Here is a 15895-nt window from a genome sequence, read left to right on the forward strand (position 1 = left end):
GGCGGCGTCGGCGTTATTTCTTGACGCGCGTACCCGACCAGCTGGCGTCGTCGATGGTCAGGTCGAGCCGGTCGGGCGAACGCACGGTGTCGAGCAGGAACACCGAAGGCCCGCTCGCCGCGAGGATCGCATCCATCGCCTTTTCGAGCGGGATGGTGACCGTCGGGATGCGCGGATAGTCCGACTTGATCTCGACCTTGTTCGCCCCGACGCGCGTCACGGTGATCGTCACATTGTCCTTCGACGAACCGCGTGCGTCCGACGCGACATCGCCCTTATAGGTGCCCGCGACACGATCGGCGAGGTCGGCTTTGCGTGTCGCGGACGGGGCGAGCGCGTGTGACGTGGTGGGCAGCACCAGACCGACGGCAATCAGGGTGGCCAGAGTGAGCGAACGGGACATGATGCGGCATCCTTTCATGGGTCAAACGAAGGCTGCGACCGCGGCTGTTCAGGGTATGACGACGATTCCCGTCTTGGGGTCTGCCATGCCCGACAGCATCTCCTTATAGGCCGCAAGCGCTGCCTCGCCGCCGCTCCGCTTATCGATGCTCGCGAGCCGCGGCGCAACATCCATGAAGGCGAGCCATGCCTCCGCGATCTTCTGCCCGAACGCCGCGCCGCCCCAGTCGGCGATGCGCTTCTGGCTGCGGCCGGGGGCGAAAAAGCCCTGGCGATCGGGGCCGGGCAGCCCCTCGACATCGGCCTGCGCATCCCAATGCGACTTGCCGACGACGATCGAGGCCTGAAGCTGGCTCCCGAAATGGCTGTGCACGCTGCGCGTCACCGCGCCATTGCCCGCCATGTCGACGAGCGCCGCGGGAGCGGCCGCGTTGAGCGTCATGATCTGGTCGTAGCTGACGACGCGGTCGTAGATGCCTTGCGCGGCGAGTGCATCGACATTGGCGGCGCTCGTCAGCCCGATGGTTTCGGGGCGGTCGGTGCGCTGCCCCAGCGCAAAGCCGAGGCCGATCGCGGTCTTGCTCGACGCGCTGGCGATCAAAATCTGCTGGACGCCATAGTCGCCCTCATCCTCGAACTGATCGGCGATCAGCCAGCCGGTGAGGAAGAGCGGGCGAAACACCGGCCAATAATCATGGTCGGCGGCGCGGTAGCCCTCCAGCGCCTCGATCCGCTGGTAGTTGTTGTAGATCGGCGGCAGCGTGGTGCGGCGCGGGGTGACATCGGTGAAGCCGCCGGGTCCGGCCTTGCCCACCGTCAGCACCGCATCGCTCGCCATCGGATAATAGCCGTAGAAGCGATCGCCGGCCGCTATGCCCTCGGCGGCGCTTTCGGTGACGGTCGCGAAGCCCCAGACGGGCAGGCGGCCGGGTTCGCCCCGTTCGGCGAAGAAATCCCAATAGCCCTGATCGTTCCCGAACAGCCCCGAAGGCTTGCCGAACACGGCATAGGTGATGTTGTTGGCGGTCATCGCATAGCAGTCGATATGCACACGAATTTGCCCCGGCGCGAGCGGTGTGCCCGCTTCCGCGACCAGTTCGGCCTGCGTAATATCGTCGCGATCGATGTCGATCGCCCAGCTCTTTGCGCTCATTCCGGACCCCTGTGATTGTCTTGCCCGCGGCCGCGGGATGATCGATAGTCATACAGATGGGGACGGCGCTGACAATCGCGGTCAAACGCATTCACGAACCCGCTGGTCGCGGCGACGGGGCGCGCTTCCTCGTCGACCGGCTGTGGCCGCGCGGGGTGTCGAAGGAAAAGGCGGCGCTCGCCGCATGGCTGAAGCCGTTGTCGCCGAGCGATGGCCTGCGCAAGCGCTATCATGGCGCGACCACCGATTCGGACGCAGCATGGGATGCGTTCCGGCTCGACTATTTTGCCGAACTCGATGCGGGCAGCGAAGAGGTGAGGGCTGCGCTGTTCGTGCTCGATGCTGCGTCGCAGGCAGGCCCGGTGACCTTGCTCTATGCCGCGAAAAGCGAGGAGCGGAACAATGCTATTGCGCTCCGCGAATGGCTGGAGCGCCGCTCCTTTTAAGCGTCATCCCGGCGAAGGACGCATGGTGTTGAATCAACCCACCGTCGTCCCGAGTAGCGACCCGATCGCGATCGTCGCCGCCATCGCCATCGCGCCCCAGAAAGTCACGCGCACGACGGCACGCAACATCGGCGCCTTGCCCGCTCGCGCGCCCAGCGCGCCGAGGATGGCGAGGAAGACCAGCGACGCCGCCGAAACCGTCCACGGCAGCGTGTCGCCCTGATCGACCAACACCGTCGCGAGCGGCAGCGCCGCGCCCGCGGTAAAGCTCGCGGCCGACGCCGCCGCTGCTTGCACCGGCCGTGCCGCCATTTCGATGGTGAGGCCCAGCTCGTCGCGCAAATGGGTGTCGAGCGCGTTGTGATCGGTGAGCTGCACCGCGACCTGCTCGGCGAGCGCGCGGTCGAGCCCGCGCTCCTGATAGATCAGCGTCAGCTCCTCGAGCTCGAATTCGGGGTCGGCCGCAAGGTGGCGTTTCTCCAGCTCGACGTCGGCCTTTTCGGCGTCGCCCTGCGAGCTCACCGACACATATTCGCCCGCCGCCATCGACATCGCGCCCGCAACCAGCCCTGCGGTCCCCGTGACAAGGATCGACGATTGCGCTGCGCCCGCCGCGGCGACGCCGGCGATCAGGCTGGCGGTCGAGACGATGCCGTCGTTGGCGCCCAGGATCGCGGCGCGCAGCCAGCCGATCCGCGTGACGGCGTGATCTTCGCGGTGCATCGGTCCCCCTCAATATTGCAGCTGCAACCCTGGCCGCGCCCAACGCGTTTTCACCAGCCGCCCCGTGCCCGACAGGGTGATATAGGCATCCTGCCGGTCGGGTCCGCCAAAGGCGATGTTGGTGGTGAAAATATCGTCGGTCGCGACAAATTCGACCAGCTGTCCGTCGGGGCCGACCACCGAAATCCCGCATTCGCCGATCGTCGCGACGCAGATATTGCCGCTCGCTTCCATCGCGAGGCTGTCGAAGAATTTATAACCCGCGGGGCGATAGAGAGGGATGCCGGGCCCGCCGGGCCCCGCGGCGTCGTCGACCTTGCCAGGGGCGACGATGTTGAACTTCATCAGGCGGCACGTGTAGGTTTCGGCCGCGTAGAGCGTGTTGCCGTCGGGCGAGATGCCGACGCCGTTCGGATTGTTCGAGGGGAAGATCACTTCCTCGATAAAGCTGCCGTCGGCCTTGGCGTAAAAGATGCCGACGATGTCGTGGCATCGCGCGGCATAGTCGACCTTGCCATGGTCGGTGAACCAGAAGCCGCCGTGCGCGTCGAACATGATGTCGTTGGGACCGCGCAGCACAACGCCATGGTCGCCCGACTTGTACAAAACCTCGACTTCGCCGGTTTCGATGTCGATGCGTTCGATCCGCCCGCCCGAATAATCGTCGGCGATGCCGTGCGGCGCGAGATAGCCGTTCGATTCGACATAGTTGAACCCACCATTGTTGCAGCAATACAGCTTGCCGTCGGGACCGATCGCAAGGCCGTTGGGGCCGCCGCCGGGGGTTGCGATGACCTCCTTCCTGCCGCCCGGCCAGCAGCGCGTGATGCGCTTCGCCTCGATCTCGACGACGATCACGCTGCCGTCGTCCATCACCACCGGCGCCTCGGGAAAGCGCAATCCGTCGGCGATCAATTCAAACTCGGCCATCCCCGTCTCCCTTGCGTGACAGCACTTGCTGTGCTTTGCGGCCATCATGCCCGTTCGTTCGCTCTTCGCCAGTATTTTCTATGAGGCCGACATCGGTACGGCAGACCTGCTCGATGAGCTGGAAGAAAGCAGCCGCCTGTTCGCCGAGGAGGATGGCGCGGGGCGCGCGTGGAGCCGCGAGCATGGCTATAAGGGCTATACCAGCTATGCCAGCCTCGGCGACCTGCCCGAGCGCGACCCCGCCTTCCACGACCTGAAGCGCCTGCTCGATAGGCAAGTGAAAGCCTTCGCCAAGGTGTGCCACTTCGACCTCGCCAAGCCGCTCAAGCTCGACAGCATGTGGGTCAATGTCCTGAAGCCCGGCGGCACGCACAGCGGGCATATCCATCCGCACAGCATCGTGTCGGGGACCTTCTACGTCGCCGTCCCGCCGGGATCGGGGGCGCTCAAACTCGAAGACCCGCGGCTCGCGATGCTGATGGCGGCACCCGGACGCACCGACGATGCGCCCGAGCATCTGCTGCCCTTTATCTACGCCGAACCCGCCGCTGGCCGCGTCTTCCTGTGGGAGAGCTGGCTGCGTCACGAAGTGATGCCGCATTCGGGCAAGGGCGAGCGGATCAGCATCAGCTTTAACTATCGTTGACGCTTCCTATATCGCCGCCATCCCCCATTTCCTTGGCAAAGGACCACCTATGACCGCGACCTACGACGCCGACCTCCAGCTCTTCATCAATGGCGCCTGGCGGAGCGGTGAGGGACGCGACGAACGGCCGGTTTATAACCCCGCGACCGCGGGCACGATCGCCGAACTACCGGTCGCCACCATCGCCGACCTCGACGAAGCGCTTGCCGCCGCCGAACGCGGCTGGCCCGTATGGCGAGCGAAAACCCCCGACGAGCGCGCCGCGCTGATGCACAAGGTCGCGGGCGTGATCCGCGAACGCGTCGATCATATCGCGACCCTGCTCACGCTCGAACAGGGCAAGCCGATCGCCGAGGCGCGCGGCGAGGTGCTGTCGGCGGCGGGGCTGTTCGACTATTTCGCCGAGCAGGGCAAACGCATCGAGGGCCGCGTACTCCAGCGCCCTGCGGGGCAGCGCGCGATGGTGACCAAGCATCCGGTCGGTCCGGTCGCGGGCTTCAGCCCATGGAACTTCCCGGTCAACCTGATGGTCAAGAAGATCGCGCCGGCGCTCGCTGCGGGCTGCGTTGTGATCGCCAAGGCGCCCGAGGAAACCCCGGGCTGCACCAGCGCGATCATGCGCTGCATCGCCGACGCGGGCATCCCCGGCGACGTCGTCCAGCTCGTCTATGGCGATCCCGACATGATCAGCCGCCATTTGCTCGCCAGCCCGGTGATCCGCAAGGTCAGCTTCACCGGATCGACCGCGGTCGGCAAGCATCTGATGAAACTCGCCGCCGACGGTGTGAAGCGGATCACGATGGAACTCGGCGGCCACGCCCCGGTGCTGGTGTTCGACGACTGCGATCTTCAGGCGACGCTCGACAAGGTCGTAACGCAGAAGTTCCGCAACGCGGGCCAGGTGTGCATCTCGCCGACGCGCTTCTATGTCCAGCAGGGCATCTACGACGCGTTCGTGAAGGGTTTTGCCAAGCGGACGGCGAAGGTGAAGATCGGCAGCGGGCTCGATGCCGACACGCAGATGGGCCCGCTCGCCAACGCCCGTCGCATCCCCGCGCTCGAAGCACTGGTTGCCGACGCCAAGGCGAAGGGCGCGCGCGTGATCGCGGGCGGCGAGGCGACGGGCAACGGCTATTTCTTCCAGCCGACCGCGATTGCCGACGTGCCGATCGACGCCGATGCGATGAACAACGAACCCTTCGGCCCGATGGCGCTGATCCGTCCGTTCGGCACCGAAGACGAGGCGCTCGAACAGGCGAACCGGTTGCCCTATGGCCTCGCGGCTTTTGCTTTCACTGAAAATGGCCGGCGGATCAACCGCATCGTCGATACGATCGAGAGCGGGATGGTCGGCGTCAACAGCTTCGTCATCTCGACGCTCGACACGCCGTTCGGCGGGATCAAGGAATCGGGTTTCGGCAGCGAAAGCGGGCCCGAGGGGCTGGACGGCTATCTGGTGACGAAGGCGGTGCATATTTACTGATCGCCGCCAATAAATGGTGTGCCCCCGCGAAGGCGGGGGTCCAGAGTGTTCTTGGGCAACGCCCGCGTCATATCGCTCTGGGTCCCCGCCTTCGCGGGGACACGGGGATTTACTCCCGCTCCAGCCGCACGAAGTCGCGCGCCATCGGCGCCAGATGCGCGCCGCCGTCGACAAAGATCGTCTGTCCGGTCACCGCCTCGGCGCGCCCCAGATAGAGAACCGCGTCGGCGATCTGCGCCGGTGTCGGCAGTGCGCCGAGCGGCATGCGCCGAGCCAGCCGTTCGACCTGGCCTTCGCTATAATCCCCGGTCGCCATCGTCAGCCCCGGCGCTACAGCGTTGACGCGTGCGCGGTTCCCGAACGCGACCGCCAGCGTCGCGGTGGCCTGCCACAGCGCCGATTTCGACAGGCTGTACGCGATCTGGTCGGGCACCGGATGCGTGACACGCTGGTCGACGATATTGACGATCGCCGGCCGCTTGCCTTCGCTCGCCGCGACGAGCGCCTTTGCCAGCATCACCGGTGCAGACACGTTGACCTGCATCATCTCGGCAAGCGAGGCCGCTGACAGGTCGGCCCATTCGCCCTCGGCGAACAGCGCCGCATTATTGACGAGCAGGTCGGGGGCGCGGCCGAATTTTTCGATCACTGCGGGGATCAACGCATCGACGGCCGCCGAATCGGCGAGGTCGGCGGCGAAGCGGTGGGCGATCATGCCGGTCTCGGCGAGCGCGTCAGCCAGCACCGGATCGGCGTCACCCGGGCTCCGCTTGTGGATTGCCAGCGCATAACCTTCGCGCGCAAGCCGCGCCGAAATCGCGGCGCCGACGCGGTGGAGTCCACCCGTCACCAGCGCCAGCTTCTGCGTCACTTGCGAACCCGGCGCATCGTGATGCCGATCTCTTCGCCGTCCTCGGCGATCGCGAGCTTGACGATCTTCACCTCGACCTCGTCGATCTTTTCATCCTGCAGGAACAGCGTGTCGATGATATGGTCGGCGACGCTTTCGATCAGCACGAAATGCACATCCTTGGGGATGCCCTCGGTCGCCGCGAATTTCAGGTGCATGTAATTTTTGGACGCGCTCAGCGGCGTCATCGGGTCATAATGATCGGCCATCGCGAGCTTCGCGCGCACCGAGATGCGCAGCGGCTGCGGCAGATGGGTTTCTTCGGAATATATGCCGGTCAGCACCTGGACGGTCAGCCCGTCCACTTCCAGCCACAAACTATCGGTCACACGATCATCCTGTTGGTGGGCGCGACATTCGGCTTTGCAATACCGACGCCGGACCCTAAAGCGCCGCCGCATTAGCGAAAGGGTGCGCGTTGGTCGAGTTACTTCCATTGTCGAATATCGATCCGCAGGCGGTCGAGGATCTCCTTGACGCCGCTTTCGGGACGGATCGCTTTGGACGAACCGCCTATCGCCTGCGCGAAGGAGCGGCGGCGATCCCCACGCTCAGCTTCGCGCTCGTCGAGGGCGGCGCGCTGGTCGGAACGATCCAGTGCTGGCCCGTCGCGCACCACGCGCCCGATGGCAGCGAAGCCCCACTGGTGATGGTCGGTCCGGTGGCGATCCGTCCCGACGTCCAGCGCGGCGGCCACGGCCGCGCGCTGATGGAGCATATGCTGGACGCCGCCGAAACCAGGGCCGACGGCGCATTGATGATGATCGGCGATCCCGAATATTATGGGCGCTTCTTCGGCTTCACCGCCGATGCCACGGGCGAATGGGATTTGCCCGGCCCGTTCGAGAAACGCCGCCTGCTCGCGCGGGCGGTGAATGGGCACGATCTGCCCACGGGTGCGGGGATGATCGGGCCGCGGTAGAATTTGTTTGCGCGAATCAAAATCAGGGCCCGCCTATCCGGCATGCGCCTCGCTTCGCAGCGAAGTCGACTTGCACACCTCGCTCCGCCGCCTATGTCGGATATATGGTCACCCCCCCGCCATTGCTTCCCAAATCCTTTTCGCAGCTTTCGCTGGCCGAAGCGGCCGAGTTGCTCGCGGCGCGCAAGCTGCCGCCGGTCGAGCAGTGGCACCCGACGCACGAGGGCGACAGCGCAATGGAAATTCGCGCCGACGGCAGCTGGTTTCACGAAGGCGGACGCATCAACCGCCCCGCGATGGTCAAGCTTTTCTCGACGATCCTGCGCCGCGAGCCCGACGGCAACCATGTCCTCGTCACGCCCGCCGAGAAGCTGTCGATCACGGTCGAGGACCTGCCGTTCCGCGCCGTCGAAATGAAAAGCGAAGGCGCGGGCGAGGCGCGCAAGCTCGTCTTTCGCCTCGACACCGACGATCTTGTCATGGCCGGGCCTGATCATCCGCTCGGCTTTGGCGACGATCCGGACAATCCCGACCCACGGCTGCACGTCCGCGGCGCGATCGGGGGCGGGCTCGAGGCGCGCATCGACCGCGCGCTTTATTACGAGATCGTCGAGATCGCGCTGGCCGAAGACGCCGAACCGCCCGCGATATGGTCGAACGGCACCCGCTTTCCGCTGGTCGGCACCTGATGCTGTCGGCGAAGTTGCGCGCCGCGCTCGATAATCTGCTCCCCGACGCGGGCGAGGACGAGGCCTATCTCGGCACGCCGACGCTGCGCGATGCCGCGGTGCTGATCGCTTTCACCGACCGCTCCGATCCCGGCGTGATCCTGACCCAGCGGCCGCAATGGTTGCGCAGCCACGCGGGGCAAGTCGCCTTTCCCGGCGGCAAGATCGATCCCGGCGACCGCGATGCGATCGACGCGGCGCTGCGCGAAGCCGAGGAAGAGATCGGCCTCACCCGCCGCGACGTGACGATCGCCGGTGCGACCGAACCCTATCGTTCGGGCAGCGGTTACCTGATTACCCCGGTGCTCGGCGTCATCCCGCCCGACCTGCCGCTCGATCCCAACCCCGACGAGGTCGAGGACTGGTTCGAGGTGCCGCTCGACACGCTGTTCAACCCCGACAATTATGCGCGTCACCATGCGCATTGGCAGGGACAGGATCGTCACTATTATGACATGGAATGGCAGGGAAGGCGGATCTGGGGCGTGACGGCGGGCATCATCATCAATCTCGCGCGGCGGATGCCGGCGGGCTGGCACCGGTGACGCGCCTGCCCGATACCGAATGGCGCGGCCGGACGGGGTTGCGGCGGATCGTCGCGGCGCTTTGTGTCGACGGCGGCGCGGTGAAGATCGTCGGCGGCGCGGTGCGCGACACGCTGCTCGGCCTGCCGGTCACCGACATCGACCTCGCAACCCCGCTGTTGCCGCTAGAGGTAACGCGGCGGCTGGAAGCGGCCGACATCAAGGTCATTCCGACCGGCATCGCCCACGGCACCGTGACCGCGATTGCGAGCGGCGATCACCACGAAATCACCACGCTGCGCCACGATGTCGAGACCGACGGGCGCCGCGCGACGATCGCCTTCGCCAATGATTGGCGCGACGATGCGGCGCGGCGCGACTTTACGATCAACGCGCTTTACGCCGACGCCGATACGGGCGAGGTCCTCGACTGGTTCGACGGGCTTGCCGACCTGAAGGCGGGGCGCGTTGCCTTTATCGGCGATGCGGCGACGCGCATCGCCGAGGATCATCTGCGTATCCTGCGTTTCTATCGTTTCGCGGCACGCTTTGGACGCGGTGCGCTCGACCCCGTCAGCCACGCTGCGGTGGTGACCGCGCGCCAGTCGCTGAAAAGCCTGTCGCGCGAACGCATCGCCGACGAACTCACCAAGATACTGGGGCTTCCCGATCCGCGCGCGATTGTCGGGCAGATGGCGGACGACGGCATTTTCGCGGTGCTGTTGCCCGAGATGGATCGGGGCTTTGCCGCTGCGTTGGACAAGTTGCTTGCCAATGAGCGCGCGGCGAATGTGGAACCGGCATCGCTGCGCCGCCTGTCGGCGCTGCTTCCCGCCGATGCCGCGATCGCCGAACAAGTGGCGAGCCGGCTGCGCCTCTCGACGCGGCAGCGCAAGCATCTCGCCGCGCTTGGCGGTCGCCGGAGCGATGTCGCGCGGCCGGCGCGGCAGCTTGCGCATGCGATCGGTATCGAGGCGGCGCGCGACGTCCACCTGCTCGCGGGCGATCCGGCTGCTGCGTCGGCGGCCATCGCATCGCTGTCGAACTGGGACGTCCCCGCACTGCCGCTGAAAGGCGGCGACATCGTCGCGCGCGGGATCGCGGCGGGGCCCGAGGTCGCGCGCATCCTGAAAGCGGTCGAGGCCGAATGGGTGGCTGAGGATTTCCCGGATGCCGCCAGAGTCGCAGAGCTTGTGGCGCGGCTCGTCGGTCAGAAGATCGGCCGCGTGAGCGACTGACTCCAATATTCGAGCGCGGCGGCGCCATCCATCGGCCGCGCAAACAGATAACCCTGCCCGAAATCGCATCCGAGCGCCGACAGCAGCCGTGCCTGGTCGGCGGTCTCGACCCCTTCGGCGGTCGTCTTCATCCCCAGCACTTCGGCGAGGCTCTGGATCGTGCGGACGATCGCCACCTTGTCGCGGTCGTCGACCATATGTTCGACGAAGCTGCGGTCGATCTTGAGCACGTCGATCGGCAGCCGTTGCAGATAGGCGAGGTTCGAATATCCGGTGCCGAAATCGTCCATCGCGATCCGCGCGTCGAGCGCCTTCAACTCGCTGAGCACCGACAGCGCGAGATCGGGATCGCCGATGATCGCGCTTTCGGTGAGCTCGATCATCAGCCGCTCGCCGCCGATCTTGTGGGTTTCGAGGGCCTGGCGGACCACGCCTGCCACATCGTCGCGCAGCAGCTGGATCGCCGAGACGTTGACCGAGAAATAACAGTCGACGATCGCGTCGTTCAGCTTGTCCCAGTCGGCGAGCACCGCCGCCGCCTTGCCGATCGCCCATTGGCCGAGCGGGACGATCAGGCCCGAATCTTCGGCGATCGGGATAAATTCGGTAGGCGAAACCGAATGGCCGCTGCTGTGGTCCCAGCGCGCCAGCGCCTCGAACCCCGCGACGCGCCCGCTCGACAGCTCGATGAGCGGCTGGAAGGCGAGGTGGAGCCGGTCTTCCTCGATTGCGTTGCGCAGTTCGGTCTCGAGCCCGAAGCGATTGTCGGAGAGCATGGCCGCTTCGGGTTCATAGATTTCGATGCGGTCGGTCTGCTTCGCGCGCTTCAGTGCAATCTGCGCATGACGGATCTGATCGGCGACATCGGTGTCAGCCGCGGGCTGGATCGCGCAGCCGAGCGCGCAATCGACGCTGACCTTCAATTCGCCGATGCGAAAGGGATGGTCGAAGCAGCCGCGGATACGCCGCGCCATTTCGCGCACATCGGCGCGGCCCCCCGCAACGCGGGTCGAAATGGCGAATTCGTCGCCGCCGGTGCGTGCCAATATGTCGCCGCTGCGCAGGCTCGATTTCAGCCGCCGCGCGACGGTGATGATCAGCTCGTCGCCCGCCATCGGCCCGATATGTTCGTTGATGCGCGAAAAGCGCGCGAGATCGAGCAGCAGGATCGCATGGTCGGCGCCGGCACCGTCGGTGAGCGCGCGCTGTTCGACCAGTTCCTCGAACCCGGCGCGGTTGGGAAGGCCGGTCAGGCTGTCGGAAACGAGTTCGCGGCGCAGGTTGCGCTCGGTCATCATCTCCTGCGTCCGGTCGATCAGCGTCAGCAGGAACAGCCCGTCATCGCCCGATTCGGTGGGCAGCGGGCCGATCGACCCGCGCAGGTCGCGCGCGGCGGGACCTTCGCCCAGCTGGCAGGAAAATTCCTGGGCATCATCGGGATATTGTGCGGCCCGCTCGATCGCGCGGAGCAGCTCGATCGGCGCATCGACGCCGACGGGGGACAGTTTCAGCCGGTCGAAGGCTGCGTTGCTGGCATGGAGGCGAAAATTGCCGCGGCCCAGCGGGCGGATAAGCGCCGCCGGGACCGGCAACGCATCGATCCATCCGACAAACAGCAAGGGCCGGTCTTCACCGGTTCGATCAATAGGCATAACAGCGGGTTTTGTGCGACCTTTCCCCATTGGCCATTGCCTAGGTGAAGGGGAGTAAAGAAGCTATTTACGGCAACATGAAAATACTGTCAGTCGAAACGATTATTGCGCGGAAAGCCGGTCGGCGGCATCCGGCCCGCGGCACCGCGCGCGACGCGCCAGGGGACAAGGTCGGTTTCGGTGCGCGTGCGGCCGGTATCGCCGCCCATCGCCCAGCTTAATCCGTCGGCGAAAGCGAAGCTGACCGCATCGGACAGGCCGCCGTCGCGATAGCGTTGCAGCATCACGCCCTGGCCGCGCGCCATCACCGGCACCTCGGCGATCGGAAAGACGACGAGCTTGCGGTTTTCGCCGACCACCGCGACGCTGTCGTCGCCTGCCCCGATCGGCCGGACCACGGCGAGCGATGCTTTGGGTTTCAGATTGACGACATTACGGCCCTTGCGCGTTTCGGCGACCACCTCGGCCATCTGCGCAACGAAGCCGTGGCCGCTGGTCGACGCCAGCAGCAGGCGGCCCTCGGCGCTCGCGGGGATCATCGCGACGATGCGCGCCTCGGGGTCGATGTCGACCATCAGGCGCAGCGGCTCGCCGAACCCGCGCCCGCCGGGCAGCTTGTCGGCGCCGACGGTGAAGAAACGCCCGTCGCTCGCGGCGATCAACAGCTTGTCGGTCGTCTGCGCGTGCGCGGCGAACAGCAACTCGTCGCCTTCCTTGAACTTGAATTCGGCCCACCCGTCGGTGGCGACATGGCCGCGCTGGGCGCGGATCCAGCCGCGTTTCGACAGGATCACCGTCACCGGTTCCTTCTCGATCATCGCGTCCAAGGGGATCTCGCGTGCCGGGGCGGCTTCGGCGATCGTCGTGCGGCGCGCGCCGAGCAATGTGTCGAGGCCGTAGACGGCGCGCAGTTTCTCCAGGTCCCTGCGCAGCCGCGTCTTCTGCCGCGCCGGGCTCTCGATCAGCTTGACGAGCTCCTCGCGCTCGGCGGTGAGGTCGGCCTGCTCGCGCTTCAGCTCCATTTCCTCGAGCTTGCGCAAAGACCGCAGCCGCATGTTGAGGATCGCCTCGGCCTGGCGGTCGGTCAGGACGAATTCGGCAATCATCACCGGCTTCGGCTCATCCTCGGTGCGGATGATCTCGATGATCCGGTCGAGATTGAGGAACGCGATGATATAACCCGCGACGAGCTCGAGCCGGTCGTCGATCTTGGCGATCCGGTGCTGCGCGCGGCGGACGAGCACAAGGATCTGGTGCTGGAGCCATTCGGTGAGCAGCTGGTGCAGCCCCATCACCTTCGGCGTGCGCGTCGCGTCGAGGACGTTCAGATTGAGCGCGAAGCGGTTTTCGAGGTCGGTCAGCCGGTAAAGGCTTTCCTTGAGAATGTCGGGGTCGACGTTGCGGCTCTTGGGTTCGATGACGATGCGTAGATCCTCGGCGCTTTCGTCGCGGACATCCTCGAGGATCGGCAATTTCTTGTCGGCGATCAGCTGCGCGATCTGTTCGATCAGCTTGCCCTTGGCGACGCCATAAGGGATTTCGCTGATGACGAGCTGCCAGGTGCCGCCGGACTGCTTCTCGATCCCGCTCTCTTCCCAACCGCCGCCCTCCAGCTTGCCGGTCGAAAAACGCGCACGGACGCGGAAGCCGCCGCGGCCGGTCTCATAGGCGTGCGCGATCGTCTCGGCGCTGTCGACGACGATGCCGCCGGTCGGAAAATCGGGGCCTTTGACATGTTCGAGCAGTTCGGACAGCTCGGCGCGCGGGTTCTCGATCAGCACCAGCGCGGCGTCGATCACCTCGGCGGCGTTGTGCGATGGGATATTCGTCGCCATGCCGACCGCGATCCCGCTCGCGCCATTGGCGAGCAGGTTCGGGAACAGCCCCGGCATGATCTCGGGCTCTTCATCCTCGCCATTATAGGTCGGGCGGAAATCGACCGTGCCTTCGTCGAGCCCCTGCATCAGGTCGACCGCGACGCGCGTCAGCCGCGCCTCGGTATAGCGATAGGCCGCGGCGTTATCGCCGTCGATATTGCCGAAATTGCCCTGGCCGTCGACGAGCGGATAGCGCAGCGAGAAATCCTGCGCGAGGCGGACCATCGCGTCGTAGACCGCGGTGTCGCCATGCGGGTGGAATTTACCGATCACGTCGCCGACGACGCGCGCCGATTTCTTGTAGCCCTGCGACGGATCGAGCCGCATCGCGCGCATCGCCCAGAGCAGGCGGCGGTGAACGGGCTTCAATCCGTCGCGCAGGTCGGGAAGCGAGCGCGCGGTGATCGTCGACAGCGCATAGACGAGATAGCGTTCGGACAGCGCACTGTCGAACGGGGTATCGGTCATGCCGGGGACTGGGCCGGAATCGGGAGCGCTGTTGTCGGGATCGTCGGTGGTGCTGGCCATTGTCGGGAGCCGATAGCAAGGCTGATGCGCCAAGGCAAAGGCGAAGCGTCTTCGCTCTTGTGCCAACGCGAAGCCGCACTAGGTTCCGACGTCATCAACTTCCGTCATTCCCGCGAAGGCGGGAATCCCGCTTCTCTTGCGCCAATGAAGAAAGTGGGATTCCCGCCTTCGCGGGAATGACGAAGGAAAGAACTGAGCTTGGGTGTTCACGAGGGAAGGAAGAATTTTTGACCGAAACCGGAGCGGCCGCAACTCGTAAAACCATATGGTCCCGCGCCAAAGAGATGGCGCTGCAAGCCCCGCCCGAACGCAATCGCTATGTCGATTTCCTCCGCGCGCTGTCGATCCTCGCCGTGGTCGTCGGCCATTGGCTGGTCGCGGCGCCCTATATCAAGGACGGCGCGGTCGAGGGCGGCCACCTGCTCGGCATCCTGCCGTGGACGCAGTGGCTGACCTGGGGCTTCCAGGTGATGCCGCTCTTCTTCCTCGTCGGCGGCTTTTCGAACGGCATCTCGTGGGCGGCGACGCAGCGAAAGGGCGGCACTTACGAAAGCTGGTACAGCGGGCGGCTCCAGCGGTTGATCAACCCGGTGCTGCCGTTGTTCCTGATCTGGACCGTCGTAGCGATGTTCGGCACCTTGATGGGGATCGAGCGCGGCGTTGTCGCGATGGCGGCGCAGCTTGCGCTGATTCCGGTGTGGTTCCTGTCGGTCTATCTGATGGTCGCCGCGGTCGTGCCGCTGACATGGAAAGCTTGGAAACGCTGGGAGTTCGCTTCCTTCTGGATGCTCGTCGCGGGCGCGATCCTGATCGACGTCGCGACGCTGCGGTTCGATGTTCCTTACGTGAATTTCCTGAACTTCGCCTTCGTCTGGCTCGCGATCCACCAGCTCGGCTTTGCCGGGAGCGAGGGACGCTTGCCGCCGCGCACCGCGTTGCTGTGGGGGATCGGCGGGCTGATCGCGCTCGGCCTGCTTGTCGGCTTCGGACCCTATCCGGTTGCGATGATCGGGGTGCCGGGCTCCGGCCTCAGCAATTCGATGCCGCCGACGCTCGCACTGCTCGCGCTCGGCATCGCGCAGGCTGGCTTCGCGCTCGCGCTCGAACCGCTCGGGCGGCGGATGCTGGGCAATCTGCGCATCTGGACCGCGGTGGTGCTGGTCAACGGCATGATCATGACCATCTACCTCTGGCATCTCACCGCCTTCGTGCTCGTCATGGTCGCAGCGTGGCTGCTCGGCGGGATCGGACTCGACGTAGCGCCGGGCAGCGGAGCGTGGTGGCTCGCGCGGCCGATCTGGTTTGTCCTCTATATTGCCGCGCTTTTCCCGCTGATCATGCTCTTCGCGCGCTACGAACGCGCGAGCGGCAGCGACAAGGAGGTGCCGCACTGGCGCCTGATCGTCGGGCTGCTGCTCATCTGCGCGGGGCTGGGCGCGACCGCGGCGATCAGCATCGCCAGCCCGCTGGGGGTGACCGGGGTGCGGCTATGGCTCGTCGCGCTGCCGTTCATCGGGGCGGCGGTTGCGCAGTTTGGGCCGGTGCATCGGTTGACGCAGTCGCGGACGTGACGCGAGGATGGGGCGACGTCCGCTTTGGGGTGGTGAACCGCCATGGCCTTCTTTCGTCATCCCGGGTTGGATCCGGGATCCGGTCGGCGCAAGGGCTGCGTAATATTCCAAAGTTCAGGAAAGTTCAGCCCTATGCATCCCCCCGATTTGGACCTCGCGGCG

16 protein-coding genes are annotated in these 15895 nt (G+C 65.8%); 8 read left to right on the forward strand and 8 right to left on the reverse strand.

What is annotated here, in order from left to right:
• Window positions 1–13: 13 nt before the first annotated feature.
• Both V6M50_RS17170 and V6M50_RS17175 read right to left on the reverse strand, forming a co-directional pair.
• Complete coding sequence (locus tag V6M50_RS17170; protein ID WP_332819799.1) at window positions 14–403, reverse strand: hypothetical protein; 390 nt, start codon at window positions 401–403, stop codon at window positions 14–16.
• A gap of 48 nt (window positions 404–451) precedes the next feature.
• Window positions 452–1555 (reverse strand): DUF2855 family protein, encoded by a 1104-nt coding sequence (locus tag V6M50_RS17175; RefSeq protein WP_332819800.1) that lies wholly within the window; start codon window positions 1553–1555, stop codon window positions 452–454.
• Between the two features lie 56 nt (window positions 1556–1611).
• On the opposite strand from V6M50_RS17175, the gene V6M50_RS17180 reads away from it, so the two are divergent.
• Window positions 1612–2001 carry a DUF488 domain-containing protein gene (locus V6M50_RS17180; protein ID WP_332819801.1) on the forward strand — a complete coding sequence of 130 codons (390 nt, stop codon included), beginning with the start codon at window positions 1612–1614 and terminating at the stop codon, window positions 1999–2001.
• 33 nt (window positions 2002–2034) lie between these two features.
• On the opposite strand, the gene V6M50_RS17185 is transcribed toward V6M50_RS17180, so the two are convergent.
• Together V6M50_RS17185 and V6M50_RS17190 are read right to left on the reverse strand one after the other, a co-directional pair.
• Entirely contained in the window at window positions 2035–2724 is a 690-nt protein-coding gene (locus tag V6M50_RS17185; protein ID WP_332819802.1) for a VIT1/CCC1 transporter family protein, read from the reverse strand.
• 9 nt (window positions 2725–2733) lie between these two features.
• The gene (locus V6M50_RS17190; RefSeq protein ID WP_332819803.1) at window positions 2734–3654 is read right to left on the reverse strand and encodes an SMP-30/gluconolactonase/LRE family protein; all 921 of its coding nucleotides are present in this window, start codon (window positions 3652–3654) and stop codon (window positions 2734–2736) included.
• A gap of 46 nt (window positions 3655–3700) precedes the next feature.
• Here V6M50_RS17190 and V6M50_RS17195 point away from each other — a divergent pair, with 46 nt between their 5' ends.
• A complete protein-coding gene (locus tag V6M50_RS17195) occupies window positions 3701–4300 on the forward strand; it encodes a TIGR02466 family protein (protein ID WP_332819804.1) in 600 nt (199 codons plus the stop codon).
• Window positions 4301–4349: 49 nt separating this feature from the next.
• Complete coding sequence (locus tag V6M50_RS17200; protein ID WP_332819805.1) at window positions 4350–5783, forward strand: NAD-dependent succinate-semialdehyde dehydrogenase; 1434 nt, start codon at window positions 4350–4352, stop codon at window positions 5781–5783.
• A 109-nt stretch (window positions 5784–5892) separates the two neighbouring features.
• Here the strand turns inward: V6M50_RS17200 and V6M50_RS17205 are convergent, their stop codons facing one another.
• Both V6M50_RS17205 and V6M50_RS17210 read right to left on the reverse strand, forming a co-directional pair.
• Entirely contained in the window at window positions 5893–6654 is a 762-nt protein-coding gene (locus V6M50_RS17205; protein WP_332819806.1) for an SDR family oxidoreductase, read from the reverse strand.
• The gene (locus V6M50_RS17210; RefSeq protein ID WP_332819807.1) at window positions 6651–7022 is read right to left on the reverse strand and encodes a dihydroneopterin aldolase; all 372 of its coding nucleotides are present in this window, start codon (window positions 7020–7022) and stop codon (window positions 6651–6653) included. Before V6M50_RS17210 ends, V6M50_RS17205 begins: the two co-directional genes overlap by 4 nt.
• 89 nt (window positions 7023–7111) lie before the next feature.
• On the opposite strand from V6M50_RS17210, the gene V6M50_RS17215 reads away from it, so the two are divergent.
• From V6M50_RS17215 to V6M50_RS17230, 4 genes are all read left to right on the forward strand, one after another.
• The gene (locus V6M50_RS17215) at window positions 7112–7615 is read left to right on the forward strand and encodes a GNAT family N-acetyltransferase (protein WP_332819808.1); all 504 of its coding nucleotides are present in this window, start codon (window positions 7112–7114) and stop codon (window positions 7613–7615) included.
• 104 nt (window positions 7616–7719) lie between these two features.
• Entirely contained in the window at window positions 7720–8304 is a 585-nt protein-coding gene (locus V6M50_RS17220) for a DUF1285 domain-containing protein (protein ID WP_332819809.1), read from the forward strand.
• Window positions 8304–8888 (forward strand): CoA pyrophosphatase, encoded by a 585-nt coding sequence (locus tag V6M50_RS17225; protein WP_332819814.1) that lies wholly within the window; start codon window positions 8304–8306, stop codon window positions 8886–8888. The genes V6M50_RS17220 and V6M50_RS17225 overlap by 1 nt, the downstream gene beginning before the upstream one ends.
• Complete coding sequence (locus V6M50_RS17230) at window positions 8885–10105, forward strand: CCA tRNA nucleotidyltransferase (RefSeq protein WP_332819815.1); 1221 nt, start codon at window positions 8885–8887, stop codon at window positions 10103–10105. Before V6M50_RS17225 ends, V6M50_RS17230 begins: the two co-directional genes overlap by 4 nt.
• Here the strand turns inward: V6M50_RS17230 and V6M50_RS17235 are convergent.
• Both V6M50_RS17235 and parC read right to left on the reverse strand, forming a co-directional pair.
• On the reverse strand, window positions 10078–11757 hold the full coding sequence (locus V6M50_RS17235; RefSeq protein ID WP_332819810.1) for a putative bifunctional diguanylate cyclase/phosphodiesterase: 1680 nt from the start codon (window positions 11755–11757) through the stop codon (window positions 10078–10080). The genes V6M50_RS17230 and V6M50_RS17235 overlap by 28 nt on opposite strands.
• Before the next feature lie 89 nt (window positions 11758–11846).
• The gene (gene parC, locus V6M50_RS17240) at window positions 11847–14102 is read right to left on the reverse strand and encodes a DNA topoisomerase IV subunit A (RefSeq protein ID WP_332819816.1); all 2256 of its coding nucleotides are present in this window, start codon (window positions 14100–14102) and stop codon (window positions 11847–11849) included.
• A 344-nt stretch (window positions 14103–14446) separates the two neighbouring features.
• On the opposite strand from parC, the gene V6M50_RS17245 reads away from it, so the two are divergent.
• Window positions 14447–15733: an acyltransferase family protein gene (locus V6M50_RS17245; protein ID WP_332819811.1), complete on the forward strand. Its 1287-nt coding sequence runs from the start codon at window positions 14447–14449 to the stop codon at window positions 15731–15733.
• Window positions 15734–15895 lie beyond the last annotated feature (162 nt).

Source organism: Sphingopyxis sp. (assembly GCF_036675685.1).
Taxonomy (GTDB): Bacteria; Pseudomonadota; Alphaproteobacteria; order Sphingomonadales; family Sphingomonadaceae; genus Sphingopyxis.